Genomic DNA, 25,607 nt, shown 5'->3' on the forward strand with positions numbered 1-25,607 from the left:
GTCAGTGGGTGTGCGCGACGTAGACGTCGCACGGCGCCCGGTGCGCGACGTCGGTGGCGATGCTCCCGAGGATCCGGGTCGGGCCTTGCACCCGCTTGTTTCCGACCACGATGAGGTCGGCGCCGACCTCGTCGGCGGCTGTCAGCAGGGCGTCCGCGGGCTTCCCGGCGGACGGGGCGGCGTGGACGGTGAGCTCGGGGAACTGGGCCCGCAGCTGCTCGGCCGCCGCCTCGGCGATCCGTCTCGCGTCGTCCTTCGGGTGCAGCACCAGCTCCTGCGCCTCGGCCTCGATCACCCGCTCCTCCAGCTTGCCGTAGGCGGAGACCAGGTGCAGCACGCCTCCGGTGCCCTGGGCGAGTCGGGCGGCCTTCAGTGCCGCGGCCCCGGCGGTCGGGCTTCCGTCGACTCCGGCAACGATCTTCATGCGTGTCCTCGCGTTCTCTGGTGGGTGGTGGGGGGAGTGGATGGACGCGTGGCGGTGGGCGTCACCGGAACGCCGCCTCGCCGGTCAGCGCCTGGCCGAGCACGAGCTGGTGCACCTCGCTGGTGCCCTCGTAGGTGAGCACGGACTCCAGGTTGTTGGCGTGCCGCATGATCGGGTGCTCCAGGGTGATCCCGGCGGCGCCGAGGATGGTGCGGCACTCGCGAGCGATGGCGATCGCCTCCCGCACGTTGTTGAGCTTGCCCAGGCTGACCTGCTCGGGCCGCAGGGTGCCGTCGTCCTTGAGCCGGCCCAGGTGCAGGGCGAGCAGCATCCCCTTGCCGAGCTCGAGGGTCATGTCGGCGAGCTTGGCCTGGGTCAGCTGGAACCCTGCGAGCGGCTTGTCGAAGATCTCCCGCTCCCGGCTGTAGGCGATCGCGGTCTCCAGGCAGTCGCGGGCTGCCCCGAGTGCGCCGAAGACGATCCCGAACCGGGCCTCGTTGAGGCAGGACAGCGGACCGGAGAGGCCTCGGGCCTCCGGCAGCATCGCGGATGCGGGGAGCCGGACGCCGTCGAGCACGAGCTCGCTGGTCACCGAGGCGCGCAGCGACATCTTCTTCTTGATCTCCGGGGCGGAGAAGCCCGGGGTGTCGGTGGGGACCACGAAGCCGCGGACCCCCTCGTCGGTCTGCGCCCAGACGACCGCCACGTCGGCGACCGACCCGTTGGTGATCCACATCTTGGTGCCGTCGAGCACCCAGTCGCCGCCGGCCCCGGGGTCGCGACGCGCCCGGGTCCGCATGCCACCGGGGTTGGAGCCGAAGTCGGGCTCGGTCAGCCCGAAGCAGCCGATCGCCTCGCCCGCCGCCATCCGGGGCAGCCACTGCTGCTTCTGCTCCTCCGAGCCGTGCTTCCAGATCGCGAACATCGCCAGCGAGCCCTGGACCGAGACCAGCGACCGCAGGCCGGAGTCCCCGGCCTCCAGCTCCATGCACGCCAGGCCGTACGCCGTGGCGGTGGTGCCCGCGCAGCCGTAGCCCTCCAGGTGCATGCCGAGCACGCCGAGCCCGCCGACCTCGCGGGCCAGCTCGCGGACCGGGACCTGCCCGGCCTCGTACCAGTCGGCGAGCTGCGGCTTGACCTTCGACTCCACGAACTGGCGGACCGTGTCCCGGATCGCGCGGTCCTCCTCCCCGATCAGCGAGTCGGTGCCGACGAGGTCGAGCGGGGCCTGGGGGGCGGGGCGGGGCTGCTGCGAGGTCACGGGGTCTTCCCTTCGGTGGTGGGGTCGGCTGGGGCGAGCAGCCGGTCGATCTCGGCGTCGTCGTACCCGGCCTCGGCCAGCACGTCACGGCTGTGCTCCCCGAGCAGGGGCGGAGGGGTGCGCAGCGGGGGTCGCCGGCCGGAGAAGCTGACCGGGAAGCGGATCTGCTCCAGGGCGCCGACGACCGGGTGGTCGACGGTGCCGATCATCTCCAGGGCGCCCGTCTGCTCGGAGGCGTAGATCTCGTCCAGCGTGCGGATCGGGGTGACCGGGACGTCGGCGGCGCTGAGCAGGGCGCACCACTCCTCGACCGTCCGGAGCGCGAGCGCCGACTCCAGCTCGGCGTTCAGCGCCTTGCGGTTGACCACCCGGTCGGCGTTGGCCAGGAACCGCGGGTCCTCGGGGAGGTCGTCGCGGCCGAGCACCCGGCAGAGCCGGCGCCAGGTCGCCTGGTTGCCCACGGCGATCACCAGGTCGCCGTCCGCGGCCGGGTAGGCCTGGTAGGGGACCAGGTTGGGGTGGCCCGAGCCGAGCCGGTGCGGGCGCTCCCGGGTGGCGAAGAAGGCCGTGGCCCAGCTGACGTGCAGCGCCAGCTGGGTCTCGTAGAGCGAGGTGGTGACGTACTGCCCACGCCCGGTGCGGCCACGCTCGACCAGCGCGGCGGTGAGCCCGATCAGGCCGAAGAGCGCGGCGCTGAGGTCGGCCATCGCGAAGCCCGCCTTGACCGGCGGGCCGTCGGTCTCCCCGGTCAACGACATCAGCCCAGCAGCCGCCTGGGCGACCATGTCGTAGCCGGGCTCCAGCCGCAGCGGCCCGGAGTCGCCGAACGCGGAGATGTGCAGCACCACCAGCTCTGGGTAGCGCGCCGAGAGCTGCTCGTAGCTGAACACCTCGGCCAGCGAGCTGCCCGGCTTGAAGTTCTCCACCACCACGTCGGCGGTCTCGATCAGCCGGTGCACCGCCTCCTGCCCCTCGGGCGACTTCAGGTCCAGGGTCACCGAGCGCTTGTTGCGGTTGGCGGCCAGGTAGTAGGTGGCGTCGGGGCCGTTGAACGGCGGCCCCCACTTCCGGGTCGGGTCGCCGCCGTCGGGGTGCTCGACCTTGATCACGTCGGCGCCCATGTCGGCCAGCGACATCGTCACGTAGGGCCCGGCGAGGATCTTGGACAGGTCGACCACCCGGATCCCCGCGAGTGGAGCGGCGCCGGGGGCGCTCTCCTGCACGTCGGGACGGGGCTCGCTCGGCTCAGCCACGGGTGCCCGCCTCGGCGTGGTGGCGCGACGCAGTGCCGATGGCGTCGTACGCGGACTGGGCCACCTCGGCGCTCACCTCGCCGCCGTCGACGACCTGGTCGAGCACGTGCAGTGCCGGCGGGGAGGTCAGCCGGGGATCGGCGAGCCAGTGCAGCCAGGTGTGGGCCAGCAGCAGGGCGCGGTGTCCCAGCCCGGCGGCCAGCTCACGCTGCGCCCGCTCGAGGAGCAGCGTCGCCATCACCGCGTGGCACAGGTCCTCGGCGTACGCGCCGATCGCCGCCTCCTGGTCGAACCGGCTCATCGCCAGGAGCTGCTCGCCGCGGCTGCGCAGGTGCTGCCAGCGCCCGACCAGGGTGCTGGCGGCCGGCTCGACGCGCGGGTGGTCCAGCGCGGCGAGCCGTCCGACGTAGGCGCCGGCCAGCACCCGGTGGGACTGCTCGCGGGTCATGCAGCGCAGCACGTCGAGGCAGATCACGTTGGAGGAGCCCTCCCAGATCGAGCCCAGGTGCGCGTCGCGCAGCAGCCGGGGGTTGACCCAGTCCTCGATGTAGCCGTTGCCGCCCCGCACCTCCATCGCCTCCCCGGTCACCTGCCGGGCGCGCTTGCACAGGGTGTTCTTGGCCAGCGGGGTGAGCACCCGCACCATCGCGGCGGCGTGCGGGTCACCGGCGTCCGCGTCGTCGAGCCGGGAGGCCGACTCCAGCACCAGGCCGAGACCCGCCTCGGCGTGCAGGGCGAGCGGCAGCAGGGTCTGGCGCATCAGCGGCTGGTCGAAGAGCCGCTGGCCGAAGACCACCCGCTCCCGGGTGTGGTCCACCGACTCGCGCACCGCGCGGCGCATCAGGGCCGTGGCGCGCATCGCGTTGGAGAGCCGGGAGACGTTGAGCATCTCCGCCATCTGCGGGAAGCCGCGGGTCAGGTCGCCGACCGGCTGCGCCCAGGCCTCCTCCAGCGTGACCTCGCCGCTGGCCATCGACCGGCTGCCGAGCTTGTCCTTGAGCCGGTCGATCCGCAGTCCGTTGGGCGTGCCGTCGGGACGCACCCGGGGCACCAGGAAGAGGCCGAGCCCGCGGGTTCCCTCGCCCTGACCGGGGACCCGGGCCAGGGTGAGGATCAGGTCGGCGGCCACGTTGGAGCAGAACCACTTGTGGCCGCTCAGCGTCCAGTGCGTGCCCTCCGGGGTGACGGTGGCGGTGGCGGTGGTGGCGGTCTGCCCGACGTCGGTGCCGCCCTGCTTCTCGGTCATGAACATCGCGCCGGTGGCGAGGCCCTCCAGGGTGGGGCTGCTCAGGGCGTCGATCTCGGCGGCGAAGCGCTCGGGGTCGAAGAGGCGCAGCACCCGGGCGGCGGAGTCGGTCATCGACAGCGGGCACGCCAGGCCGAACTCCGACTGCACGAACAGGTAGGAGAGGGCGTACTTGACCACGTGCGGCACCCGGGTGGGCCAGCCCAGGACGCCGGGGCGGTGGGACATGGCCGCGAGCCCGTAGCGCTCGAAGGCGAGCCGGCACATCTCTTGGTACGCCGGGTGGTGGTCGACGGCGTCGATCCGGGTGCCGTCCGGGGCGTAGGCGCGCAGCACCGGCGGGTTGCGGTCGGCGGTGGCGGCCAGGTCGTCGAGCTCGGTGGCGGCCACCGCGCCGAGGTCGTCGAGGACGGGCTCGATCCGGGTGCGGTCGTCTGGGGAGAGCAGTTGGTCCAGCAGGGGACGCAGCGCGGGATCACGGTCGGCGAAGTTCACCCGACCACCCTGACAAGCCGGAGGCAGAGGGTCCAAGACTAAATTGGCCAGGCATTGAGTCGTCCAGCATCTGAATCGCGTCAACAGCCGAATCGCGCCATCTGAATCGTCGTCGTCGCTCGGGAGGGCATCGTGGAGCTGAGGCACTTGGCGGGGTTCGTCGCCGTCGCGGAGGAGCTGCACTTCGGCCGGGCGGCCGCCCGGCTGCACATCTCGCAGCCGCCGCTGAGCCAGCAGATCCGGCTGCTCGAGCGCGAGCTCGGGACGGCGCTCTTCGACCGCAGCACCCGGTCGGTCCGGCTCACCGAGGCGGGTCGGTCCTTCCTGGACCCGGCCCGGGAGGTGCTGGCCTCCGCGGCCGTCGCCCGCCGGGCCGCGCTGGCCGCCGGCCGCGGGGAGGTCGGCCGGGTCTCGCTGGGGTACGCCGGCACCGGCAGCGCCGTGACCATGCCGGTGCTGACCAGGGCCGTCGCGGCCCGGCTGCCGGGCATCGAGTTCGTCCTGGCCGGTCCCTACTACTCGGGCGAGACCGTCGGCCGGGTCGTCGACGGCAGCCTGGACCTGGCCTTCACCGCCGTCGCCGGGATCCGCGGGCTGAGCGGCCGGGTGGTCCGCCACGATCCGCTGATGGTGGCGGTGCCGGACGCCCATCCGTGCGCGAGCCGTCCGGAGGTGGCCCTGGCCGACCTGGCCGAGGAGCAGTTCGTCGCCTTCCCCTCGGCCCGGGGCTCGGAGGTCCGCGAGCTCGCGCTGCGCTCCTGCCTGGCGGCCGGGTTCACCCCGCGGGTGACACAGGAGGCCCCGGACACGTTCAGCCTCCTCGCCCTGGTCGCGGCCGGGGTGGGGGTCGCGCTGGTGGTCGAGGCGGCGCGCAGCATCACCCTGGACGGCGTCGTCTTCGTCCCGCTGGCGGGCGACCCGCCGGTGCTGCCGATGTCGCTGGTGTGGCGCGCGAGCGACGACTCCCCGGCTCTGCGGGCCGTGCTCGAGGTGGCCGAGGAGGTGCTCCCCACGGTCGCCGGGTGAGCGCCCAGGCCCCGCCCCGGCGCGGGAGGGTGCGCCGGGGCGGAGAAGAGGGGAGTCGTCAGACGTTGCGCCGGTACTGCCCGCCGACCTCGAAGAACGCCTCGGTCACCTGCTGCAGGGAGCAGACCCGGGCGGCGTCCATCAGCACCGCGAAGACGTTCTCGCCGGAGACCGCGGCGTCCTTGAGCCGAGCCAGCGCCTGCTGCGCCTCGCTCGCGTGCGAGCCCTGGAACTCGCGCACCCGGCGCAGCTGGGACTCCTTCTCCGACTCGGTCGCGCGGGCCAGCTCGACCTCGGCCGGCGAGGCGTCGGAGTCGGGGCGGACGAAGGTGTTGACCCCGATGATCGGCAGCGACCCGTCGTGCTTGCGGTGCTCGTAGAGCATCGACTCGTCCTGGATCCGGCCACGCTGGTAGCCGGTCTCCATCGCGCCGAGCACGCCGCCGCGCTCGTTGATCGAGTCGAACTCGCGCAGCACGGCCTCCTCGACCAGGTCGGTGAGCTCGTCGATGATGAAGGAGCCCTGGAGCGGGTTCTCGTTCATCGCCAGGCCCCACTCGCGGTTGATGATCAGCTGGATCGCCAGCGCGCGACGCACCGACTCCTCGGTCGGGGTGGTGACCGCCTCGTCGAACGCGTTGGTGTGCAGGCTGTTGGCGTTGTCGTAGATGGCGATCAGGGCCTGCAGCGTGGTGCGGATGTCGTTGAAGTCCATCTCCTGCGCGTGCAGGGACCGGCCGGAGGTCTGCACGTGGTACTTCAGCTTCTGCGAGCGCTCGCCCGCGCCGTACTTCTCCTTCATCGCCACCGCCCAGATCCGGCGGGCGACGCGACCGAGCACGCTGTACTCCGGGTCCATGCCGTTGGAGAAGAAGAAGGACAGGTTGGGGGCGAAGTCGTCGATGTCCATGCCCCGGGCCAGGTAGGCCTCGACGTAGGTGAAGCCGTTGGCCAGCGTGAACGCGAGCTGGCTGATCGGGTTCGCCCCGGCCTCGGCGATGTGGTAGCCGGAGATGGAGACCGAGTAGAAGTTGCGCACCTGCTTGGCGATGAACCACTCCTGGATGTCGGCCATCATCCGCAAGCTGAACTCGGTGGAGAACAGGCAGGTGTTCTGCCCCTGGTCCTCCTTGAGAATGTCGGCCTGGACGGTGCCGCGCACGTTCGCCAGGGCGTACGCCGTGAGCTGCTCGTGCTCGGCCTCGTCGGGCTCGCGACCCTCCCGCTCGCGGAACGCGTCGACCTGCTGGTCGATCACGGTGTTGAGGAAGAACGCCAGCACGGTGGGCGCCGGCCCGTTGATCGTCATCGACACGCTGGTCGACGGCGCGACCAGGTCGAAGCCGTCGTAGAGCACCTTCATGTCGTCCAACGTCGCCACCGAGACGCCCGAGGTGCCGACCTTGCCGTAGACGTCGGGGCGCGGGTCGGGGTCGCGGCCGTACAGGGTGACGGAGTCGAACGCGGTGGAGAGCCGGGTGGCCTCGCCGTCGGCGGAGAGGATCTTGAACCGGCGGTTGGTCCGGGCGGGGTCGCCCTCGCCGGCGAACATCCGGGCGGGGTCCTCGCCGTCGCGCTTGAACGGGAAGACGCCGGCGGTGAAGGGGAAGTAGCCCGGCAGGTTCTCCCGGCGCCAGAACCGGACCAGCTCGCCGTGGTCGGTGTAGCGGGGGAGCGCGACCCTGGGGATCTTGTTGCCGCTCAGGGACTCCCGGGTCAGCTTGGTGTGGATCTCCTTGTCACGGACCCGCACCACCTGCTCGTCGCCGGAGTAGGACTCCACGACCGCGGGCCAGGCCTCGATCTGGTCGGCCACCTCGTGCGGGAGCTCCTTGCGCGCCTGCTCGAGCAGGCCGCCCACGTTGTCGGCGCTGTCGCCGGTCTTCACCAGCTCGCCCTTGACGATGTCGAGCCGCTGCACCCGACGGGCCGCCTCGGCCAGCTCCTCGGTGCGGGCGTGGTAGCCGCGCACGGTCTCGGTGATCTCGGCGAGGTAGCGCACCCGCTCGGTCGGCACCACCTGCCGGATGCCGGAGGAGTGGCGGACGTCGACGTGCGGCAGGGTGCCCTCGGTCACCGGCAGGCCCCGCTCGGCGAGCAGGTCGCGCAGGTGCTGGTAGAGCGCGGTGACGCCGTCGTCGTTGAAGGTGGCGGCGCTGGTGCCGAAGACCGGCATCTCGTGCGGCTGCTTGCCGAACGCCTCGCGGTTGCGCACCATCTGCCGGCCGACGTCGCGCAGCGCGTCCTTGGCGCCGCGGCGCTCGAACTTGTTGATCGCCACCGTGTCGGCGAAGTCGAGCATGTCGATCTTCTCCAGCTGGGAGGCGGCGCCGAACTCGGGCGTCATCACGTAGAGCGAGGTGTCGACGAACGGCACGATCGCCGCGTCGCCCTGGCCGATGCCGGGGGTCTCGACGACGACCAGGTCGAAGCCGGCGGCCTTGACGCAGGCGATCACGTCGCCCAGGTGCTCGGGCACCTCGTGGGCGCCGCGGGTGGCCAGGGAGCGGAAGAAGATGCGGTCGCCGTCCAGGCTGTTGGCGCGGATCCGGTCGCCCAGCAGGGCGCCGCCGCCCTTGCGCCGGGTCGGGTCGACGGCGATCACGGCGATCCGCAGCTTGTCCTGCTGGTCGACGCGGAAGCGCCGGACCAGCTCGTCGGTCAGGCTGGACTTGCCCGAGCCGCCGGTGCCGGTGATGCCGAGCACCGGGGTGCTCCGCGCGGCCGCGGCCTCGGTGATCCGGGCGAGCACGTCGGCGGGCAGCTGGCCGGTCTCGGCGCCGGTCAGCGCCCGGGCCGCTGCGGTCCGGTCGCCGGTGAGCACCTCCTCGGCGGTGACCTGCCGGACGGTCCACGGGTCGAAGTCGCAGTCGGCGACGACCTGGTTGATCATCCCGACGAGGCCGAGCCGCTGGCCGTCCTCGGGGGAGAAGATGGTCACCCCCGACTCGCGCAGCCGCGCGATCTCGGCCGGCACGATCACGCCGCCGCCTCCGCCGACCACCTTGACGTGCCCGGCGCCGGCTGCGCGCAGCGACTCGACGAGGAACTCGAAGTACTCCACGTGCCCGCCCTGGTACGACGAGACGGCGACGCCCTGCACGTCCTCCTCGAGGGCGGCGTCGACGACCTCCTGCACGGAGCGGTTGTGCCCGAGGTGGATCACCTCGCAGCCCTGGCTCTGGAAGATCCGCCGCATGATGTTGATCGAGGCGTCGTGGCCGTCGAAGAGGCTCGACGCGGTGACCAGGCGGATCGGGTGCTGGGGCACGTGCAGGCCGGACGGGGCGGGCGTGGAGGACATCGGGGCACCTTCGCAGAGCAGTTCGTAGGACTTCCTAGCACCTAGATAGTAGGACGCCCAAGTAATGCTTGGGAAGAGCGGACCGCTACCCACCGGTAGTGCTCAGCGCGCGAGGTCGGGGGAGACGTCGTCCCCGGCGCCCGCGCGCAGCTCGGCGAGCAGGCGGGTCAGCGCGAGCACGTCCCGGCGCGGCAGGCCGGGCTGCTCGAAGACCTCGGTGTTGAGCGCGGCCGTCGCCCGCTCGAGCACGTCCCGGCCCTCCTCCGTCAGCGAGGCGAGCACCACCCGGCCGTCGTCGGCGTGCCGGCGGCGTTCGACGTACCCCTGCTTGACCAGCCGGTCGACCGCGCTGGTGACGCTGGTCGGGTGCACCTGCAGCAGCGACCCGAGGCGGGTCATCGGCAGGGATCCGGAGCGCACGAACGAGAGCAGGCGCAGCACCTCGAACCGGGCGAAGGAGAGCCCGAGCGGGCGCAGCTGCGCGTCGATCCGCTCCATCAGCAGCTGGTGGACCCGGGCCACCGAGGTCACCATCGCCATCCCGTCCGCGGCCTCGGACCAGCCGTGGCGCTGCCACTGGGCGTGCGCCTCGCGGATCGGGTCGCGGCCGGCGCCGGGAGGCCCGGACGTGGACGCAGGCGAGGTCATGGCGCCCACGCTAGCGCACCTAGTAGGACGTCCAGATAGTTCCGGAGGGCGCCCGTTGTCATGCGGACGGCACTCGTGCTTGCTGCGCTCGCCTAGCGTGGGGCCATGTCCGGATGGCCGCCCGCCTCGCCTGGTCCCTACGTCGAGCGCGGGCCGTCGCGGTTCGACGCGTGGTGGCGCGCGGGCGCCTGGAGCCTCGGGTTCGTCGCCGTGCTCTGGCTGATCGAGCTCTTCGACGCCGCGACCGGCAACCGGCTCGACGTGGAGGGGATCCGCCCGGGCTCCAGCGACGGGCTCGCCGGGATCCTGCTGGCCCCGCTGCTGCACGCAGGCTGGGGGCACCTGGTCGCCAACACCGTGCCGCTGCTGGTCCTGGGCTTCCTGGTCCTGCTCTCGGGGGTGGGGCGGTGGGCGATCGTGACCACGGTGGTGTGGATCGTGGGCGGTCTCGGCACCTGGTTCTTCGGCGCGCCCGGCACGGTCCACCTCGGCGCCTCGATCCTGGTCTTCGGCTGGCTGCTCTACCTGCTGGCGCGTGGGTTCTTCACCCGCCGTCCGGGACAGATCGCGCTCGGCGTCCTGCTCTTCATCCTCTACGGCGGGATGCTCTGGGGCGTGCTCCCCGGGCAGCCCGGCATCTCCTGGCAGGGGCACTTCTTCGGCGCGCTCGGCGGCGTGATCGCCGCCTGGGGCCTGCGGTACGAGGACCGTCGTCCCTGAACGACTCCGTCGCGCGGCCTGCCCTGGTGCGGCCGAGCCGGGGAGGGGCCGGTTTCGGCTACTCGTCGGTACTGAGTACCGTCGAGCGGTACTGAGTTCCACATTTCCCCGAGGAGAGGTTGTCACGATGGAGAAGGTCGGAGTGGTCGGTTGCGGCCTGATGGGAGCCGGCATCGCCGAGGTCAGCGCCCGCGCCGGGCTCGACGTGGTGGTGGTGGAGTCCTCCGACGCCGCCGCGACCGCCGGGCGGGAGCGCCTGGAGAAGTCGCTGGCCCGGGCCGAGTCGAAGGGCAAGATCGACTCCGCGGCCGCCGTGATGGACCGGATCCGCGTCGTCACCGACCTCGAGAAGCTGGCGGACCGGCAGCTGGTGGTGGAGGCGATCGTCGAGGATGAGGACGCCAAGACCGAGCTGTTCCGCACCCTCGACCGGGTGGTCACCGACCCCGAGGCGATCCTCGCCTCGAACACCTCCTCGATCCCGATCATGAAGCTCGGCGTGGTCACCAACCGCCCGCAGCACGTGATCGGCATCCACTTCTTCAACCCGGTCCCGGTGCTCCAGTTGGTCGAGCTGGTGCCCAGCCTGTTGACCGCCCCGGAGACCACCCAGCGCAGCCGCGAGTTCGTCGAGGGCGTGCTCGGCAAGCAGGCGATCGACTGCCAGGACCGCGCCGGGTTCGTGGTCAACGCCCTGCTGATCCCGTTCGTCCTCTCCGCCATCCGGATGCTCGAGTCCGGGTTCGCCACCGCCGAGGACATCGACCGCGGTCTGGTGCTCGGCGCCGCCCACCCGCAGGGCCCGCTGGCGCTCGCCGACCTGATCGGCCTGGACACCACCAAGGCCGTCGCGGAGTCCCTCTACGAGGAGTTCAAGGAGCCGCTGTACGCCGCTCCGCCGCTGCTGGCCAGAATGGTCGACGCCGGCCTGCTCGGGCGCAAGACGGGCCGCGGCTTCTACACCTACTGACGGACCCGCTGACCGACCGGACGACCAGAGGTCGTCCGGTCGGTCCGCTCCACCCGCGTCTCGCCTGAGACCAGCAGAGAGGACCCCATGAACAACGACAGGATCGTCGTCCTCGACGGTGCCCGGACCCCCATCGGCAGCTTCGGCGGCGTCTTCAAGGACGTGCCCGGCCACGAGCTCGGCGCGACCGCCGCCCGCGCGGCGCTGAAGCGCTCCGGCGTCGACGCCGAGAAGATCGAGGAAGTGGTCATGGGGTGCATCGGCCAGGTCGGGCCGGACGCCTACAACGCCCGCCGGGTCGCGGTCGCCGCCGGCCTGCCCACCAACGTGCCGGCGTACACGGTCAACCGGCTCTGCGGCTCCGGCCTGCAGGCGGTCTGGTCCGCGGCGATGGAGATGCGCTGGAACGACCTCGACTTCGCCCTCGCCGGCGGCGACGAGTCGATGAGCCGGATGCCCTTCTACGACTTCGGCGCGCGCAACGGCTACCGGCTCGGCAACCGCGAGCTGACCGACGGCACCGTGATGATGCTGACCGACCCGTTCCACGGGATCCACATGGGCGTCACCGCCGAGAACGTCGCGGAGAAGTACGACGTCTCCCGGCAGCGCCAGGACGAGTTCGCCGCCGAGTCGCAGCGGCGTGCCGCCACCGACGCCGCGCAGTCCGCCTTCGCGGAGGAGATCGTCCCGGTCGAGGTCGGCGGCCGCCGGCCGTTCACCGTCGAGCAGGACGAGCACCCCAAGCCCGAGACCACCCTGGCCACGCTGGCCGGGCTCCGGCCGGCGTTCAAGAAGGACGGCTCGGTCACCGCGGGCAACGCCTCGGGGATCAACGACGGCGCCGCCGCGCTGGTGTTGGCCCGGGAGTCCGCGGCCGCCGAGCACGGGATGACCGGCCTGGTCTCGATCGAGGCCGTCGCCACCGCGGCCATGGAGCCCGAGCTGATGGGCTACGCCCCGGTGCTGGCGCTGCAGAGCCTGTTCGAGAAGACCGGCACCACGCCCGGCGACATCGGCGTGGTCGAGCTCAACGAGGCGTTCGCCTCCCAGGCGGTCGCGGTGATCCGCGACGCCGGGCTCAACCCGGAGAAGGTCAACCCGTACGGCGGCGCGATCGCGCTCGGCCACCCGGTCGGCGCGACCGGCGCGATCCTCACCCTGCGGGTGGCCAAGGACATGGTCCGCCGTGACCTCGAGCTGGGCATCGTGACCATGTGCATCGGCGGCGGCCAGGCGCTGGCCGCGCTCTTCCGGCGGGTGTGAGCATGACCGACCTGGTCACCTACGGGGTCCGCGACGGCGTCGCCCACCTCGAGCTCAACCGGCCGGACGCGGCGAACGCGTTCGACCTGCCGACCTCCCACGCCTTCGGCGAGGCGGTCGACCGGGCGGCCGCCGACGACGCGGTCCGGGCGGTGCTGCTGACCGGCGCCGGGGCGCGGTTCTGCGCCGGCGGCGACGTCGCCTCGTTCGTCGCCGCGGACGACCAGCCGGCGTACCTGCTCGAGCTGGCGCTGCACCTCGACGGGGTGCTGCGGCGGCTGGCGGGGATGCCGAAGCCGGTGGTCTGCGCGGTGCAGGGTGCGGTGGCCGGCGCCGGGCTGGGCGTGATGCTCAGCTGCGACCTGGTGGTGGCGGCCAAGGGCACGAAGTTCGTCTTCGCCTACCCCGGCATCGGGCTCACCCCCGACTGCGGCGTCTCCTACCTGCTGCCCCGCGCGATCGGCTCGCACCGGGCGCTGGGATTCGCGCTGAGCGGTAAGCCGATCACCGCGGAGACCGCGCAGGAGTGGGGGATGGTCACCGAGGTCGCGGAGGACGCGCCCGCGCGGGCCCGCGAGCTGGTCACCGGCCTGGCGGGTGCCGCGGCGGGCGCGCTGGGCGACGTACGACGCCTGCTCCGCGCAGGCTGGGAGCTCGACCGGGAGGCGACCGGCGCCGAGGAGGCGCGGACGATCAGCTCGCGGGTCACCGGACCCGAGGCGCAGGCGCTGATCGAGCGGTTCGTCAGCCGCTGACCCCCTTGCCTGCCCCGGCCCCGCCCTGACCAGCCCCCGACCGCCCCTTGTAACGCGCTGTCTAACCGGCTACCTACCCCCTCCAGTGGGGGTGGGTAGTGGGTTGAACAGCGCGTTACATGGGGCGGTCGGGCGGTCGGACGGGCGCGGTACAAGGGGCGGGGCGGGGGAGCGGCGGGCTACTTCGGGGGCATCCTGATGCCGCCGTCCACCCGGACGGTCTCGCCGTTCATGTAGGAGTTGGTCGCGCACTCCACCACCATGCTGGCCAGCTCGTCGGGCACCCCGAGGCGCTTGGGGAAGAGCACGGACTCGCCGAGCTTGGCCTTGAACGCCTCCGAGGCCTCGCCCTCGCCGTAGATCGGGGTGTCGATCAGGCCGGGGGCGATGGTGTTGACCCGGACGCCGATCGCGGCGAGGTCGCGGGCCACCGGCAGGGTCATGCCGACCACGCCGCCCTTGGAGGAGGAGTACGCCGCTTGGCCGATCTGGCCGTCGAACGCGGCGGCGGAGGCCATGTTGACGATCGCGCCGCGCTCGCCGTTCTCCAGCGGCTCGGTGCGGCCCATCGCGGTGGCGGCGAGCCGGATCGCGTCGAAGGTGCCGATCAGGTTGATCGCGATCACCTTCTTGTAGGCGTCGAGGTCGTGGGCGGAGTCGTACTCGCCGTCGCGGCCGACGGTGCGCTGGGCCCAGCCGATGCCGGCGGAGTTGACCAGGACCCGCAGCGGGCCGAGCTCGGTCGCCCGGTCGACGGCGGCCTTGATCTGGTCGGTGTCGGTGACGTCGACGTGCACGAAAGCGCCGCCGATCTCAGCGGCGAGTGCCTCGCCGGCGGTGTCGTTGAGGTCGGCGACGACGACGCGCGCCCCCTCGGCGGCGAGCCGGCGGGCGACGGCGGCGCCGATGCCCGAGGCGCCTCCGGTGACGAGTGCAGATGCTCCGTTGATGTCCATGCCCGGCAGGCTAGTGGTCGCGGGGACCGGCATGCTCAGGACGAAGGGAGCACTCCGTCGAGCGCCGCGAGGAACGCCCCGCGGTTGCGGACGTAGAACCGCACCGCGCCGCCGTCGCGGGTCGGCAGGCTGACGGCGTCCATCCCCCACGGGGTCCCGTACGAGCCACCCAGGTAGCGGAAGGTCGCGCCGCGGGGTCGCGTCGGGCCCGAGTACGGCACGTGCACGTCGCCCGCCGAGGTGCGGAGCCGCGCCCCCATCGCCGGCTGCTCCCGGTCGACCGCGCGTGCTCCCACGGGATCGAGCTCGGAGAGCGGCATCCGGTCCCGCCCGACCCGCAGGGTCGACCGGGTCAACGTGAGCCTCCCGTAGAACTCCATCGACCACAGCGTGAGCAGCATGACCCAGATCGGCACGCCCCAGGCGACGCCGTACGCGAACACCTGGATGAGGAAGTCGCCGATCGAGAGGAAGTCGCCCTCCAGCACGGGAGGCACGAGCGCCACCGCCAGCAGCGCCGCCCAGGTGCCCCACCAGAGCCATCCCGCCACCGCGCGCCCGCGGTAGACCACCGTGTCCTTGCCTCCCAGCATGTGCTCCCCCTCGTCTCGCGGGGGAGGGTACCGCCGGTGCCTGGGGTCCTCGGCGTTCGGATATCGTGCAAGCCAGGACGCTCGGAAGGTGACGACATGCGGTACAGGAAGCTGGGCAGCACGGGCCTCAAGGTCTCGGCCCTGACGCTGGGATGCATGAGCTGGGGCGACCCGAGCCGCGGGGGACACCCGTGGGTGATGGACGAGGACGCCGCGCGGCCGATCGTCCGGGCCGCGCTCGAGGGCGGCATCACCGTCTTCGACACCGCCAACGTCTACTCCGGCGGCAGCAGCGAGGAGATCACCGGCCGGCTGCTCAAGGAGATGGCTCCCCGCGACGAGGTGGTCATCGCCACCAAGGTGCACGGCCGGATGGGACCGGGCCCGACCGGCTCCGGGCTCTCCCGCACGGCGATCATGACCCAGATCGACGCCAGCCTGCGCCGGCTCGGGGTCGACCACGTCGACCTCTACCAGATCCACCGGTGGGACCCGACGACGCCGATCGAGGAGACCATGGAGGCGCTGCACGACGTGGTGAAGGCCGGCAAGGTCCGCTACCTCGGGGCCTCGTCGATGTACGCCTGGCAGTTCGCCAAGGCCCAGCACGCCGCCGACCTCGGCGGGTGGACCCGCTTCGTCTCGATGCAGAACCACTACAACCTGATCTACCGCGAGGAGGAGCGGGAGATGCTCCCGCTCTGCGAGGACATGGGTGTCGGGGTGATCCCGTGGAGCCCGCTGGCCCGCGGGCGGCTGACCCGCGACTGGGACGCCGAGACCGCCCGCCTCCAGACCGACGAGTTCGGCTCCACTCTCTACCGCGACGGGGACAAGGCGATCGTCGACGCGGTCGCGTCCGTGGCCGAGCGGCGGGGGATCCCGCGGGCGCAGGTCGCGCTCGCCTGGCTCTCCTCGAAGCCGGTCGTGACCTCCCCGATCGTCGGGGTGACCAAGCCCCAGCACCTCAGCGACGCGCTGGCGTCGCTGGAGGTCGAGCTGACCGACGACGAGGTCGCCGAGCTCGAGCGCGGGTACGAGCCGCACGCGGTCGCCGGTCACCGCTGAGGGCTCCGCGGCTCACCCGTCGTACGCCGCCTCCGCGGCCGGCAGGAAGCCGCGGGCGATGAGCCACACGCCGAGGATGAGCTCCCACAGGGCGACGGGTAGCGCGCCCAGGAAGGCGAGCGGCGAGTCCGGGAGGTAGGCGCCCCAGAGGATCGCGCCGTCCGAGACCAGGAGCAGGGGGCCGCCGACGAGTCCGACGAGCGGGATCGCTCGCGGCACCAGGCCGGACCGGTAGAGCACCCACCCGAGGCACAGCGCGCTGATCGCCGGCATCAGGCTCTGGCTCAGCAGGAACAGCCGGTCGTAGACGGCGACGAGCGTCTGCGCGGCCGGGACCAGGGAGTCCGGGTCGGTGGCCTCGGCCTGGCGCAGGGTGACCACCGAGAGCAGGCACGCGACCCCGACCAGGATCAGTGCGGCCTCCACGACCCGCGCGGCCAGGAACCCCAGGGTCGCCGCCTCGTCGTGGCGCCGCAGCACCGGGAACAGCAGCACCGCGGTGCCGACGCAGAAGACCGCGAGGAGCACCTCGAGCGAGGCCCCGGTGAGCACGCCGGTGCTGCTCCCGGTGCCGAGGACGAAGTCCGGGCGGTCCAGCGGAGCGTAGAGCGCCAGCGTGGGCACGGAGGTGGCGAAGGTGAGGAGGTAGAGCACTCCCACCACCCGGGCCGTGCGCCGCGTGCCGGGCGTCGCGGGTCGAGCGTGGACGGCGGGTGGCACGGACAGTGTCATGAGTGCTCCTCGGGATAGGTGTACGGCGTACACCAAGGGGGCGTCACGCTAGGTGTACGGTGTACACGTGTCAAGCACCCGCAGCCCGGACCGGCCCGCCCGGCGTACGCCGCTGAGCCGCGACCGGGTGCTGCACGAGGCCGTCGCGCTCGCCGACCAGGACGGCATCGACGCGGTGAGCATGCGCCGGCTGGCCGAGCGGCTGGGCGTCGTGCCGATGGCGCTCTACAAGCACGTCTCGGACAAGGAGGAGCTGCTCGACGGGATGGTCGACACCGTCCTCGGCGAGCTCGAGCCGCCCGACCCGGCGGGCGACTGGAAGCAGGGGGTGCGCGACCGGCTGCTGTCCGCCCGGCGAGCGGTCCTGCGTCACCCCTGGGCGCGACGGGCGATCGAGTCCCGGACCCGGCGGACGCCGACGGTGCTCGCGCACATGGACGCCGTCGCCGGCACGTTCCTCGCGGGCGGCTTCTCCGCCGATCTGACCCACCACGTCATGCACGCGCTCGGGAACCGGATCTGGGGCTTCAGCCCGGAGATGTTCGACGAGTCGCGGGTTGGGTCCGAGGCGCCCGAGGCGCCCGACCCCGCCGAGGCGGAGGAGGCGGTGAGTACGTTCGCCGAGCGGTTTCCCAGCATCGTCCGGATCGCCGTCGCGGCCCAGGAGCGGAGCGCGCCCGACGGGGCGTCGGGGTGCGACGAGGAGTTCGAGTTCGAGTTCGCGCTCGACCTGCTCCTCGACGGGGCGGAGCGGCTGCACCGCGCTGGCTGGCGCTCCACCGGCTGACCACCAGCCGGCCCGAGTCAGGCGTCTGGACCTGCTCCCCGAGCATCACGACGAGCTCGCGCGCTGTGGACGCACAGCAGTCGCGCCTGCCGGTCCCGCCCGGTCAGGTCGCTCGTTCGAACGTGACCAGCAGGCCCTCGACGCCGCCGGGACCGACCCGCCCCTTGACCTCGGTCGATGTGATCGCCTTGAGCTGCCACCCCTGGCGGGCGTGCTCGTTGAGGACCTTCTCGAGCTTGTCGCCCGACATCTTCCCGCCCATGAGCTTCTCGCGGAGCTCGACCACCTTGTACTTGTACGGCATCTCCCGAGGCTAGTGCGGAGAGCGCCGGGTGGTGCGGGCCGAGGCCAGGTTCACCGATATGGGGGACCGGTGTCCGCGGAAGAGGGGGTGCGCCCGATCCCGGGCGAGGTGCAGGATGCCTGCATGGACTCCGACGTCGCCGTGCGCTTCGTGCAGTCGATCGTCGACCACGACCGCGCGGGAATGCTGGCCCTGCTCGGCCCCGACGTCGACTTCCGGGGCATGACGCCCGGCCGTACCTGGGAGGCAGGCTCCCCGGAGGAGGTCGTCGGCGTCTTCCTCGACCACTGGTTCGAGGACTCCGACCACGTCGACGCCGTCACCCGGCTCGAGCGGGGGGACGACGTCGTGGACCTGCGGCACCTCTCCTACCGGTGCGAGGTGACCAACAGCCGGGGACCGCACACGGTCGAGCAGCAGGCGTACTACCGGACCAGCGACGGCCGGCTCTCCTACCTGCGGGTGATGTGCTCCGGGTTCAGGCCACGGACCGCCGGGGCGGCGGGGTAGGCCGCGGGACGAGCCCGACCTCAGGCGCTCGCGCGCCGCACCAGCTGCGGGGGGATGATGACGCGCATCGGTCGCCCGCTGCCGTGGCCCTCGATCTGCTCCAGCAGCAGGCGGGTGGCCCGCTCGGCCATCTCCTCGACCGGCTGGCGCATGGTGGTCAGCGGGGGAGTGGTCCGCTCCGCGACCCCGAGGTCGTCGTAGCCGACCACGGCCACCTCGTCGGGCACCCGGCGACCGGCCCGGGCCAGCACCCGCAGCGCCCCGGCGGCCATCAGGTCGGAGGCCACCACGAGGCCGTCCAGGTCCGGGTGGGTCTCCAGCAGCGCCAGGGCGGCGACCTCCCCGCTCTCCTGGGTGAAGTCGCCCTGGTGGACCGCGTCCAGCGGCAGCCCCGCCGCCGCCATGGCCTGCCGCCAGCCCTCCAGCCGGTCGGCCGCCGCCGTCATGTCGGCCGGGCCCGCGATCGTGGCGATGCGCCGGCAGCCGCGCTCGATCAGCGCCTCGGTGGCCTGCCGTGCCCCGGCCACGTTGTCCACGTCGACGTAGGCGACCCGGTCGCCGGCCGTCCAGGGGCGGCCCCCGAAGACGCACGGCAGGTCGGTGCCCGCGAGCTGCTCGGCCAGCCCGTCGTCGCGGTGGTGGGAGACCACCAGGGCACCGTCGACGTGCCGGTTGTTGAGGTAGCGCAGGGTGCGGGCGCTGGAGGCGCCCGGCCGGGCCAGCAGCAGGACCAGCTGCAGGTCGTGCTCGGTCAGCACGCGGGTGACCCCGCGCAGCGTGCCGGCGAAGAAGGGGTCGGAGAAGATCCGCTCGTCCGGCTCCGGGACCACCACGGCGACCGAGTCGGTGCGCCGGGTGACCAGGCTCCGCGCGGCCGGGTTGGGCACGTAGCCGAGGCTGCGCACCGCGGACTCCACCGAGGCCAGCGCCTGGGGGCTGACCCGCATCCCCCCGTTGATCGCCCGTGAGGCGGTGGCCCGCGAGACCCCGGCCACGCGCGCGACCTCGTCGAGGGTGGGTGACCCGTTCCCGTTCACGCGGCTCACCGTAGCCAGCGCTCCGGTTCGCCCTCGGGCAGGGTCGAGGTCCGGGCCAGCTCGGCGTACCAGTGGGCGCTGCTCTTCGGCGTACGGCGCTGGTCGGCATAGTCGACGTGCACCAGGCCGAACCGCTTGGCGTAGCCGAACGCCCACTCGAAGTTGTCCATCAGCGACCAGTGGAAGAAGCCGCGCACGTCCACCCCGGCGGCGATGGCCTCCTGGGTGGCGCGCAGGTAGGCGTCGAGGAAGGCGATCCGGTCCGGGTCGTGCACCCGGCCCTGCCCGTCGGGGGCGTCGGCGAAGGCGGCGCCCGTCTCGGTCAGGTAGATCGGCGGGGCGCCGTACTCGTCGTGCAGCCGGACCAGGAGGCGGCGCAGGCCGTCCGGCTGCACCTCCCAGCCCATGTCGGTGACCGGGAGCGGCCGGCTCGGGAAGGTGACGTGCTCGGAGCCCACGAACGGCGAGCTGGTGGGGCGCGGCGGCTTGTCGGCGTCGCGCGCCATCACCTCGGTGTGCGGGTGCCCGGAGACCGCGTTGCCGTGGTAGAAGTTCACGCCCAGCACGTCCAGCGGAGCTCCGATCAGCGCCAGGTCGCCGTCGCGGACCGCCTCGGTCCACGAGGCGCCCGCCCAGGAGAGGTCCTGGGTGTCGGTCAGCAGGTCCTCGGGGTAGCGCCCGCGCAGCACCGGGTCCAGGAAGAGCCGGTTGTGCAGGGAGTCGACCCGTCGCGCCGCGTCCACGTCGATCGGGTCCGTGGGGTCGTGCGGGTCGGCGACGGTGAAGTTGAGGCTTACCCCGAGCCGCCCGCGCTCGCCCTCGACGCCACGCCGGCGCAGCTCCTCGACGACCAGGCCGTGGCCGAGCAGCAGGTGGTGCGCGGCGACCAGGCCGGCCGCGCCGTCGCGCCGGCCGGGTGCGTGGTGGCCTGCGGTGTAGCCCAGGAGAGAGGCGCAGAAGGGCTCGTTGAGCGTGGTCCAGGTCGGCACCCGGTCGCCGAGCACGTCGTGCACGCTGGCGGCGTACTCCAGGAACCGGAAGGCGGTCTCGCGGTTGGTCCAGCCGCCCGCGTCCTCCAGGGCCTGGGGCAGGTCCCAGTGGTAGAGGGTCAGCCAGGGGTCGATGCCGGCGGCCAGCAGCCGGTCGACGAGGCGGTCGTAGAAGGCCAGCCCGGCGGGGTTGACCGCGCCCCCGTCGGGGCGCACCCGCGGCCAGGCCACCGAGAACCGGTAGGAGCCCAGCCCGAGCTCGGACATCAGCGCCACGTCGTCGGGCATCCGGTGGTAGTGCTCGCAGGCGGTGTCGCCGGTGTCTCCGTGCAGCACCGCCCCCGGGGTGTGGGAGAAGGTGTCCCAGATCGACGGCGTCCGGCCGTCCTCCGCCACCGCGCCCTCGACCTGGTACGCCGCGGTGGCCGCGCCCCAGGTGAAGCCGGCGGGGAAGCGCCGCGGCGCCAGCGCCTCGGTGCGGGGGGAGGGGGTCGGGGCGTCGGTACGGCTCTGTCGGACTGTCATCCCTTGACTGCTCCTTGCATGATGCCGGCGACCAGCTGGCGACCGGTGAGGACGAAGAGGACCAGCAGCGGCACGATCGAGAGCGTGGTGCCGGCGAGCACCAGGCTGTAGTCGACGTAGTAGCCGCTCTGCAGCTGCTGGAGGGCGATCTGGATGGTCGGGTTGCTCGCCGGCAGCACGATCAGCGGCCAGAAGAAGTCGGTCCAGGTGGCCATGAAGGTGAAGAGCCACAGGATCGCCGCCGCCGGGCGGGCCGCCGGCACCGCGACGTTCCAGAACGTGCGCAGCAGCGAGCAGCCGTCGACCCGGGCCGCCTCGATCAGCTCGTCGGGCACCGCGTCGAGCAGGTACTGGCGCATGAAGAAGACGCCGAAGGCGGTCACCATGCCGGGCACGATCAGCGCCCACAGCGAGCCCACCCAGCCCAGCTCGGCCATCACGATGAAGAGCGGGATGACGCCCAGCTGGGTCGGCACCGCCAGCGTGGCGACGACGAAGACCAGCAGCGGCGTACGGCCGCGGAAGGTCAGCTTGGCGAAGGCGAACCCGGCCAGGGTGGAGAAGACGACCACCGAGGTGGCAACGGTGCCCGAGACGATCAGGCTGTTGCCCAGCGCCTTCCAGAAGGGCACCGCCTCGATCGCGCGCTGGGCGTTGGCCAGGAAGTGACCGCCGGGGAACAGCGGGGGCACCCGGCTGGTCAGCTCGCTGCGGCTGTGCGAGCCGACGAGGAAGGACCAGTAGAGCGGGGCGCACGAGCCCAGGACGAAGGCGGCGAGCAGGCCGTAGACGAGGAAGCCGGGGCGGCGGGTCATGGCGCCTCCAGGGTGGGTGGGGCAGGGGTACGCCGCCGGGACCGGCCGCGCGAGGTGCGGCGCGAGCCGCGGGACAGCGAGCCCGCGCGATGGCTCAACCAGAGGTTGACCAGGGCGAAGACGACGATGATCAGGAAGAGCAGCCAGGCCACCGCGGAGGCCATGCCGAGGTCGCGGACCCGCCAGCCGAGCTCCCACAGGTACATGGTCAGCGTCTGGTACTGCCGGTCCGAGCCGCCGAGGCCCTTGGTGTCGAAGAGCCGTGGCTCGGCGAAGATCTGCAGCCCGCCGATGGTGGAGGTGATGATGACGAAGAGCAGCGTGGGCCGGATCATCGGCACGGTGATGGAGACGAACTGGCGCACCCGCCCCGCGCCGTCCAGGGAGGCGGACTCGTACAGGTCGCGGGGCACCGCCTGCATCGCGGCCAGGAAGATCAGCGCGTTGTAGCCGGTCCAGCGCCAGTTCACCATCGAGGCGATGGCCAGGTGGCTGGCGAGGGTGTCGGTGTGCCACGCGACGCCGCTGACGCCGATCGCCTCCAGCACCGAGTTGGCCAGGCCGTACCGGTCGCCGAAGACGTTGCCGAAGATCAGGGCGACCGCCGCCGGCGCGACCACGAACGGGAGCATCACGCTCATCCGCCACAGGGTCCGGCCCCGCAGCTGGGTGTCGAGCAGGCCGGCCAGGCAGAGCGCGATCACCACCTGGGGCACCGAGGAGAGCAGGAAGATGCTCAGGGTGTTGCGCAGGGCGTTCCAGAAGTAGCGGTCCGCGAGCACCCGGCGGTAGTTGTCCAGGCCGATGAAGTCGCCCTGGCCGCCGAGCAGGCTCCACTGGTGGACCGAGACGTAGGCGGTGTAGAGGAGGGGGAAGAGCCCGACCACGGCGAAGAGCAGGAAGAAGGGCGAGATGTAGAGGTAGGGCGCGGTGCGGGCCTCGAGCCGGAAGAACCGGCTGCGCCACGAGCCCGGGCGTCGGGCCGCGACGACCGGCGTCCGCTGTCGGGGCGGGTGCCCCGGCTCCCGCTCGGACTCCTGGAGCAGGTCCTCGGGGCCACCGGCCGGGGAGGGGGTCTCACCCTCCCCGGCCGGGGATCCGGCCGCCCGACCCGGGCGGCTGCTGGACTCCAGCGTCATGGGAACGCTCAGCCCAGCCGCTCGACGTCGGCCAGGAACGACTCCCAGGCCTCGTCGGGTGACTCCTGGCCCTCGTCGACCCGCTGGATGGCCTGCTGGAACGCGGTGATGATGTCGGCGAACTTCGGGCCCTTGTACGGGATGAACTCGATCGCCTTGGCCTGCTGCACCAGGATCTGGCCGACGGGCGCGTTGTTGAAGAACTCGCGCTTGCTCTCCGCCACGACCGGGTCCTCGAGCGCCTCGACCTGGCTGGGGAACGTCGCCTTCGCGGTGTAGGCCTTGGCCTGCTGCTCGGGGGCGGTGAGCCACTTGGCCAGCGCGATCGCCTCCTCCTGGTGCTCGCCCTGCTCGGGGACGGTCAGGTAGGAGCCGCCCCACACCCCGGGGCCGCCGGGGAAGACGCCGGCGACGTCCCAGCCCTCGACTCCCTCGGAGTTGCCCTCGATCACGCCGAGCATCCAGCCGGGGCAGGCCATGGTGGCGAAGGCGTCCTTCTGGAAGGAGGACACCCAGTCCTCCTCCCACTGCGGGAGCCGGGTGGACAGGCCCTGCTCGGAGTAGGAGGTGACGGTGTCGAAGATCCGCTTCACGTCCGGGTTGTCCGCGGCGATGACGTTGTCGTCCTCGTCCTCGAACGTGTACTGCGTCTGGTTGATCATCGCCTGCGCGGTCGCGCCGGAGGAGTCGTACCAGACGGCGTCGGGGACCTTCTCGACGAACTCGCTGCCGGCCTCGAAGTAGTCGTCCCAGGTGGTGAACCGCTTGGCCACCTCCTCGCGGTCGGTGGGCAGCCCGGCCTTCTCGAAGAGGTCGGCGCGGTAGCAGAGGGCCTGGGGGCCGACGTCGGTGCCGTAGCCGATGAGCTTGCCGTCGTCGGTGGTGGCGGCCTCGGTCTTCCAGTCCAGCCAGCGGCCCTCGACCTCGGGGTCGCTGAGGTCGACGAACGCGTCGGACTGCTGCATCAGGGCGGCGAGCCAGTCGACCTCGATCGCCTCGATGTCGGAGAGGCCAGACCCGGCGGCGAGCTTGGTGTAGAGGTTGTCCTGGTGCTCGTTGGCCTGGCCGGCCTTCTTCTGCTCGACCACCACCTCGTCCTGCATCTCGTTGTACTCGGTGATCAGGTCCTCGTAGCCGAACTCGTTGAAGGTGGCCACGGTGAGCCGGATCTTGCCGTCCGCGGACTCGTCGTCGTCCCCGCCGCCGCAGGCGGCCAGGGTCGAGGCGAGGGCGAGGGTGGCGAGGATCGCCAGCGCCTTGCGGCCCGGCCCTCCTCGGGTGCCGGTCCGGGATCGGCGACCGGGTGCCCCGCCGGGGTGGGGGGCTCGTGCTGCGTCGTGTGTCTGCACCGCTGTTCTCCTGCCTGGCGGGACGCCGGACGAGGGTCCGGCGGGGGCTCCGGAACGGCGGCGCGGTGTGGAAGCGCTTCCATTCCATCTGGTCCATGACCATGGCATGCGTCACATGGGCTGTCAATGGAAGCGTGATGAGTTGCTGCGAAACTGTGAGAGCGCTTCCACTAGACGTCGCCCAGCGGACGTCGTACGGTGGCGGTCACCCCTCCCTCGACGACCACGCCGGGGGACCTGCGAAGGGATCCGGTGAGATGGCACAGGTGCGGTTCGAGGCAGCAGAGCGGCGTTATCCCGGCGCCGACCATCCCGCCGTGGACGCCCTCGACCTGGAGATCGCCGACGGCGAGCTGATGGTGCTCGTGGGCCCCTCGGGGTGCGGCAAGTCCACCTCGCTGCGGATGCTCGCGGGGCTGGAGGAGTGCGACGCCGGCCGGATCTCCATCGGTGAGCGCGACGTGACCCGCGACCTGCCCCGCGACCGGGACATCGCGATGGTCTTCCAGAACTACGCGCTCTACCCGCACATGAGCGTCGCCGACAACATGGGGTTCGCCCTCAAGGTCGCCCGGGTCGCCAAGGACGAGCGGGTCCGGCGGGTCCGCGAGGCGGCTGCGATGCTCGACCTGGTCGACGTCCTGGACCGCAAGCCGAAGGCGCTCTCGGCGGGCAGCGGCAGCGGGTCGCGATGGGGCGGGCCATCGTCCGGCAGCCCCAGGTCTTCTGCATGGACGAGCCGCTGTCCAACCTCGACGCCAAGCTGCGGGTCTCCACCCGCACCCAGATCGCCGCGCTCCAGCAGCGCCTCGGCACCACGACGGTCTACGTCACCCACGACCAGGTCGAGGCGATGACGATGGGGGACCGGGTGGCCGTGCTCAAGGACGGTCGCCTCCAGCAGGTCGACGCGCCGCTCGCCCTCTACGACCGCCCCGCCAACCTCTTCGTCGCGGGCTTCATCGGCTCCCCGGCGATGAACCTGCTGCCCGCCCCCGTCGTCGACGGCACCGCCTGGGTGGACGGCTGTCCCGTGCCGCTGCCCCGCGAGGTCGCCGCCCGGGCCGGCGAGGAGGTCGTCCTCGGCGTCCGCCCGCACGCCTGGCGGGTGGTCGGACCGCAGGAGCGGGCGGTGCCGGTCACGGTCACGGTGGTCGAGGAGCTCGGCTCCGACGCCTTCCTCTACGCCCAGCGCGACGCCGACTCCCGTGCCGTCCCGGTCCCCGCCGTCGTCCGGATCGAGGGGCACCAGCAGATCGGCCGGGGCGAGAAGATCGGCCTGGTCATCGACCCCGCCGTGGTGCACGTCTTCGACCCGGTCTCCGGGGAGCGGCTCTCCGCCTGATCCGGGCCCCGGTGCGGTCGGACGCCCATGTGCGTCCTGCACAACCGCGCCCCCGAACTTCGTCCACCGGGGCCGTTCCTCCGCCTCTCC

23 protein-coding genes and 1 pseudogene are annotated in these 25,607 nt (G+C 72.3%); 9 read left to right on the forward strand and 15 right to left on the reverse strand.

The window, feature by feature from the left end:
• Window position 1: 1 nt before the first annotated feature.
• The 4 genes from H8838_RS04030 to H8838_RS04045 form a co-directional block, all read right to left on the reverse strand.
• Entirely contained in the window at window positions 2-424 is a 423-nt protein-coding gene (locus H8838_RS04030; RefSeq protein WP_185995969.1) for a universal stress protein, read from the reverse strand.
• Window positions 425-485: 61 nt separating this feature from the next.
• On the reverse strand, window positions 486-1,685 hold the full coding sequence (locus H8838_RS04035; protein ID WP_185995970.1) for an acyl-CoA dehydrogenase family protein: 1,200 nt from the start codon (window positions 1,683-1,685) through the stop codon (window positions 486-488).
• On the reverse strand, window positions 1,682-2,938 hold the full coding sequence (locus H8838_RS04040; protein ID WP_224766363.1) for a CaiB/BaiF CoA transferase family protein: 1,257 nt from the start codon (window positions 2,936-2,938) through the stop codon (window positions 1,682-1,684). The genes H8838_RS04035 and H8838_RS04040 overlap by 4 nt, the downstream gene beginning before the upstream one ends.
• A complete protein-coding gene (locus tag H8838_RS04045) occupies window positions 2,931-4,679 on the reverse strand; it encodes an acyl-CoA dehydrogenase family protein (protein WP_185995971.1) in 1,749 nt (582 codons plus the stop codon). The genes H8838_RS04040 and H8838_RS04045 overlap by 8 nt, the downstream gene beginning before the upstream one ends.
• Before the next feature lie 132 nt (window positions 4,680-4,811).
• Between H8838_RS04045 and H8838_RS04050 the strand changes: the two genes are divergently transcribed.
• The gene (locus tag H8838_RS04050; RefSeq protein WP_185995972.1) at window positions 4,812-5,705 is read left to right on the forward strand and encodes a LysR substrate-binding domain-containing protein; all 894 of its coding nucleotides are present in this window, start codon (window positions 4,812-4,814) and stop codon (window positions 5,703-5,705) included.
• Between the two features lie 58 nt (window positions 5,706-5,763).
• On the opposite strand, the gene icmF is transcribed toward H8838_RS04050, so the two are convergent.
• A complete protein-coding gene (icmF, locus tag H8838_RS04055; RefSeq protein WP_185995973.1) occupies window positions 5,764-9,009 on the reverse strand; it encodes a fused isobutyryl-CoA mutase/GTPase IcmF in 3,246 nt (1,081 codons plus the stop codon).
• A 102-nt stretch (window positions 9,010-9,111) separates the two neighbouring features.
• The gene (locus H8838_RS04060) at window positions 9,112-9,657 is read right to left on the reverse strand and encodes a MarR family winged helix-turn-helix transcriptional regulator (RefSeq protein ID WP_185995974.1); all 546 of its coding nucleotides are present in this window, start codon (window positions 9,655-9,657) and stop codon (window positions 9,112-9,114) included.
• 105 nt (window positions 9,658-9,762) lie between these two features.
• Here H8838_RS04060 and H8838_RS04065 point away from each other — a divergent pair, with 105 nt between their 5' ends.
• The 4 genes from H8838_RS04065 to H8838_RS04080 all read left to right on the forward strand — a co-directional run bounded on the left by H8838_RS04065 (window position 9,763) and on the right by H8838_RS04080 (window position 13,368).
• Entirely contained in the window at window positions 9,763-10,377 is a 615-nt protein-coding gene (locus tag H8838_RS04065; RefSeq protein WP_185995975.1) for a rhomboid family intramembrane serine protease, read from the forward strand.
• Between the two features lie 127 nt (window positions 10,378-10,504).
• Window positions 10,505-11,347 (forward strand): 3-hydroxybutyryl-CoA dehydrogenase, encoded by an 843-nt coding sequence (locus H8838_RS04070; protein WP_185995976.1) that lies wholly within the window; start codon window positions 10,505-10,507, stop codon window positions 11,345-11,347.
• Between the two features lie 87 nt (window positions 11,348-11,434).
• The gene (locus H8838_RS04075) at window positions 11,435-12,613 is read left to right on the forward strand and encodes a thiolase family protein (protein WP_185995977.1); all 1,179 of its coding nucleotides are present in this window, start codon (window positions 11,435-11,437) and stop codon (window positions 12,611-12,613) included.
• Window positions 12,614-12,615: 2 nt separating this feature from the next.
• Window positions 12,616-13,368 (forward strand): enoyl-CoA hydratase/isomerase family protein, encoded by a 753-nt coding sequence (locus H8838_RS04080; protein ID WP_185995978.1) that lies wholly within the window; start codon window positions 12,616-12,618, stop codon window positions 13,366-13,368.
• 179 nt (window positions 13,369-13,547) lie between these two features.
• Here the strand turns inward: H8838_RS04080 and H8838_RS04085 are convergent, their stop codons facing one another.
• Window positions 13,548-14,324, reverse strand: coding sequence for an SDR family NAD(P)-dependent oxidoreductase (locus H8838_RS04085; RefSeq protein ID WP_185995979.1), 777 nt, complete (start codon window positions 14,322-14,324; stop codon window positions 13,548-13,550).
• Window positions 14,325-14,359: 35 nt separating this feature from the next.
• Window positions 14,360-14,917 carry a DUF3093 family protein gene (locus H8838_RS04090; protein WP_185995980.1) on the reverse strand — a complete coding sequence of 186 codons (558 nt, stop codon included), beginning with the start codon at window positions 14,915-14,917 and terminating at the stop codon, window positions 14,360-14,362.
• A gap of 96 nt (window positions 14,918-15,013) precedes the next feature.
• On the opposite strand from H8838_RS04090, the gene H8838_RS04095 reads away from it, so the two are divergent.
• On the forward strand, window positions 15,014-15,985 hold the full coding sequence (locus tag H8838_RS04095; RefSeq protein WP_185995981.1) for an aldo/keto reductase: 972 nt from the start codon (window positions 15,014-15,016) through the stop codon (window positions 15,983-15,985).
• 12 nt (window positions 15,986-15,997) lie between these two features.
• Here the strand turns inward: H8838_RS04095 and H8838_RS04100 are convergent, their stop codons facing one another.
• Entirely contained in the window at window positions 15,998-16,717 is a 720-nt protein-coding gene (locus H8838_RS04100) for a DUF4386 domain-containing protein (protein ID WP_185995982.1), read from the reverse strand.
• Between the two features lie 67 nt (window positions 16,718-16,784).
• Between H8838_RS04100 and H8838_RS04105 the strand changes: the two genes are divergently transcribed.
• Entirely contained in the window at window positions 16,785-17,504 is a 720-nt protein-coding gene (locus H8838_RS04105; RefSeq protein WP_224766365.1) for a TetR/AcrR family transcriptional regulator, read from the forward strand.
• 103 nt (window positions 17,505-17,607) lie between these two features.
• On the opposite strand, the gene H8838_RS04110 is transcribed toward H8838_RS04105, so the two are convergent.
• On the reverse strand, window positions 17,608-17,808 hold the full coding sequence (locus tag H8838_RS04110; protein WP_185995984.1) for a DUF4177 domain-containing protein: 201 nt from the start codon (window positions 17,806-17,808) through the stop codon (window positions 17,608-17,610).
• Window positions 17,809-17,931: 123 nt separating this feature from the next.
• On the opposite strand from H8838_RS04110, the gene H8838_RS04115 reads away from it, so the two are divergent.
• On the forward strand, window positions 17,932-18,318 hold the full coding sequence (locus H8838_RS04115; protein WP_185995985.1) for a hypothetical protein: 387 nt from the start codon (window positions 17,932-17,934) through the stop codon (window positions 18,316-18,318).
• Between the two features lie 20 nt (window positions 18,319-18,338).
• Here H8838_RS04115 and H8838_RS04120 read toward each other — a convergent pair whose 3' ends face one another.
• Genes H8838_RS04120 through H8838_RS04140 form a run of 5 tightly spaced genes read right to left on the reverse strand, consistent with a single transcriptional unit; the run spans window position 18,339 to window position 24,172 of the window.
• Entirely contained in the window at window positions 18,339-19,355 is a 1,017-nt protein-coding gene (locus tag H8838_RS04120) for a LacI family DNA-binding transcriptional regulator (protein ID WP_224766366.1), read from the reverse strand.
• A 5-nt stretch (window positions 19,356-19,360) separates the two neighbouring features.
• Window positions 19,361-20,869, reverse strand: coding sequence for a GH1 family beta-glucosidase (locus H8838_RS04125; protein WP_185995986.1), 1,509 nt, complete (start codon window positions 20,867-20,869; stop codon window positions 19,361-19,363).
• Window positions 20,866-21,684 (reverse strand): carbohydrate ABC transporter permease, encoded by an 819-nt coding sequence (locus H8838_RS04130; protein ID WP_185995987.1) that lies wholly within the window; start codon window positions 21,682-21,684, stop codon window positions 20,866-20,868. The genes H8838_RS04125 and H8838_RS04130 overlap by 4 nt, the downstream gene beginning before the upstream one ends.
• The gene (locus H8838_RS04135; RefSeq protein WP_181311685.1) at window positions 21,681-22,823 is read right to left on the reverse strand and encodes a carbohydrate ABC transporter permease; all 1,143 of its coding nucleotides are present in this window, start codon (window positions 22,821-22,823) and stop codon (window positions 21,681-21,683) included. The genes H8838_RS04130 and H8838_RS04135 overlap by 4 nt, the downstream gene beginning before the upstream one ends.
• Window positions 22,824-22,831: 8 nt before the next feature.
• Window positions 22,832-24,172: an extracellular solute-binding protein gene (locus H8838_RS04140; RefSeq protein WP_224766367.1), complete on the reverse strand. Its 1,341-nt coding sequence runs from the start codon at window positions 24,170-24,172 to the stop codon at window positions 22,832-22,834.
• Window positions 24,173-24,429: 257 nt separating this feature from the next.
• Here H8838_RS04140 and H8838_RS04145 point away from each other — a divergent pair.
• A pseudogene (locus H8838_RS04145) lies at window positions 24,430-25,517 on the forward strand (ABC transporter ATP-binding protein).
• Window positions 25,518-25,607: the final 90 nt, after the last annotated feature.

It is taken from the genome of Nocardioides campestrisoli, from assembly GCF_013624435.2.
Taxonomy (GTDB): domain Bacteria; phylum Actinomycetota; class Actinomycetes; order Propionibacteriales; family Nocardioidaceae; genus Nocardioides; species Nocardioides campestrisoli.

What these genes read in the sequence shown, in the direction of transcription:
- H8838_RS04070 (WP_185995976.1), top strand. Translation starts at nt 10,505, where the DNA reads ATGGAGAAGGTCGGAGTGGTCGGTTGCGGCCTGATGGGAGCCGGCATC.
- H8838_RS04100 (WP_185995982.1), bottom strand. Translation starts at nt 16,717, where the DNA reads ATGACACTGTCCGTGCCACCCGCCGTCCACGCTCGACCCGCGACGCCC.
- H8838_RS04125 (WP_185995986.1), bottom strand. Translation starts at nt 20,869, where the DNA reads ATGACAGTCCGACAGAGCCGTACCGACGCCCCGACCCCCTCCCCCCGC.
- H8838_RS04135 (WP_181311685.1), bottom strand. Translation starts at nt 22,823, where the DNA reads ATGACGCTGGAGTCCAGCAGCCGCCCGGGTCGGGCGGCCGGATCCCCG.
- H8838_RS04115 (WP_185995985.1), top strand. Translation starts at nt 17,932, where the DNA reads ATGGACTCCGACGTCGCCGTGCGCTTCGTGCAGTCGATCGTCGACCAC.
- H8838_RS04130 (WP_185995987.1), bottom strand. Translation starts at nt 21,684, where the DNA reads ATGACCCGCCGCCCCGGCTTCCTCGTCTACGGCCTGCTCGCCGCCTTC.
- H8838_RS04110 (WP_185995984.1), bottom strand. Translation starts at nt 17,808, where the DNA reads ATGCCGTACAAGTACAAGGTGGTCGAGCTCCGCGAGAAGCTCATGGGC.
- H8838_RS04065 (WP_185995975.1), top strand. Translation starts at nt 9,763, where the DNA reads ATGTCCGGATGGCCGCCCGCCTCGCCTGGTCCCTACGTCGAGCGCGGG.
- H8838_RS04095 (WP_185995981.1), top strand. Translation starts at nt 15,014, where the DNA reads ATGCGGTACAGGAAGCTGGGCAGCACGGGCCTCAAGGTCTCGGCCCTG.
- H8838_RS04075 (WP_185995977.1), top strand. Translation starts at nt 11,435, where the DNA reads ATGAACAACGACAGGATCGTCGTCCTCGACGGTGCCCGGACCCCCATC.
- H8838_RS04085 (WP_185995979.1), bottom strand. Translation starts at nt 14,324, where the DNA reads ATGGACATCAACGGAGCATCTGCACTCGTCACCGGAGGCGCCTCGGGC.
- icmF (WP_185995973.1), bottom strand. Translation starts at nt 9,009, where the DNA reads ATGTCCTCCACGCCCGCCCCGTCCGGCCTGCACGTGCCCCAGCACCCG.
- H8838_RS04060 (WP_185995974.1), bottom strand. Translation starts at nt 9,657, where the DNA reads ATGACCTCGCCTGCGTCCACGTCCGGGCCTCCCGGCGCCGGCCGCGAC.
- H8838_RS04030 (WP_185995969.1), bottom strand. Translation starts at nt 424, where the DNA reads ATGAAGATCGTTGCCGGAGTCGACGGAAGCCCGACCGCCGGGGCCGCG.
- H8838_RS04080 (WP_185995978.1), top strand. Translation starts at nt 12,616, where the DNA reads ATGACCGACCTGGTCACCTACGGGGTCCGCGACGGCGTCGCCCACCTC.
- H8838_RS04090 (WP_185995980.1), bottom strand. Translation starts at nt 14,917, where the DNA reads ATGCTGGGAGGCAAGGACACGGTGGTCTACCGCGGGCGCGCGGTGGCG.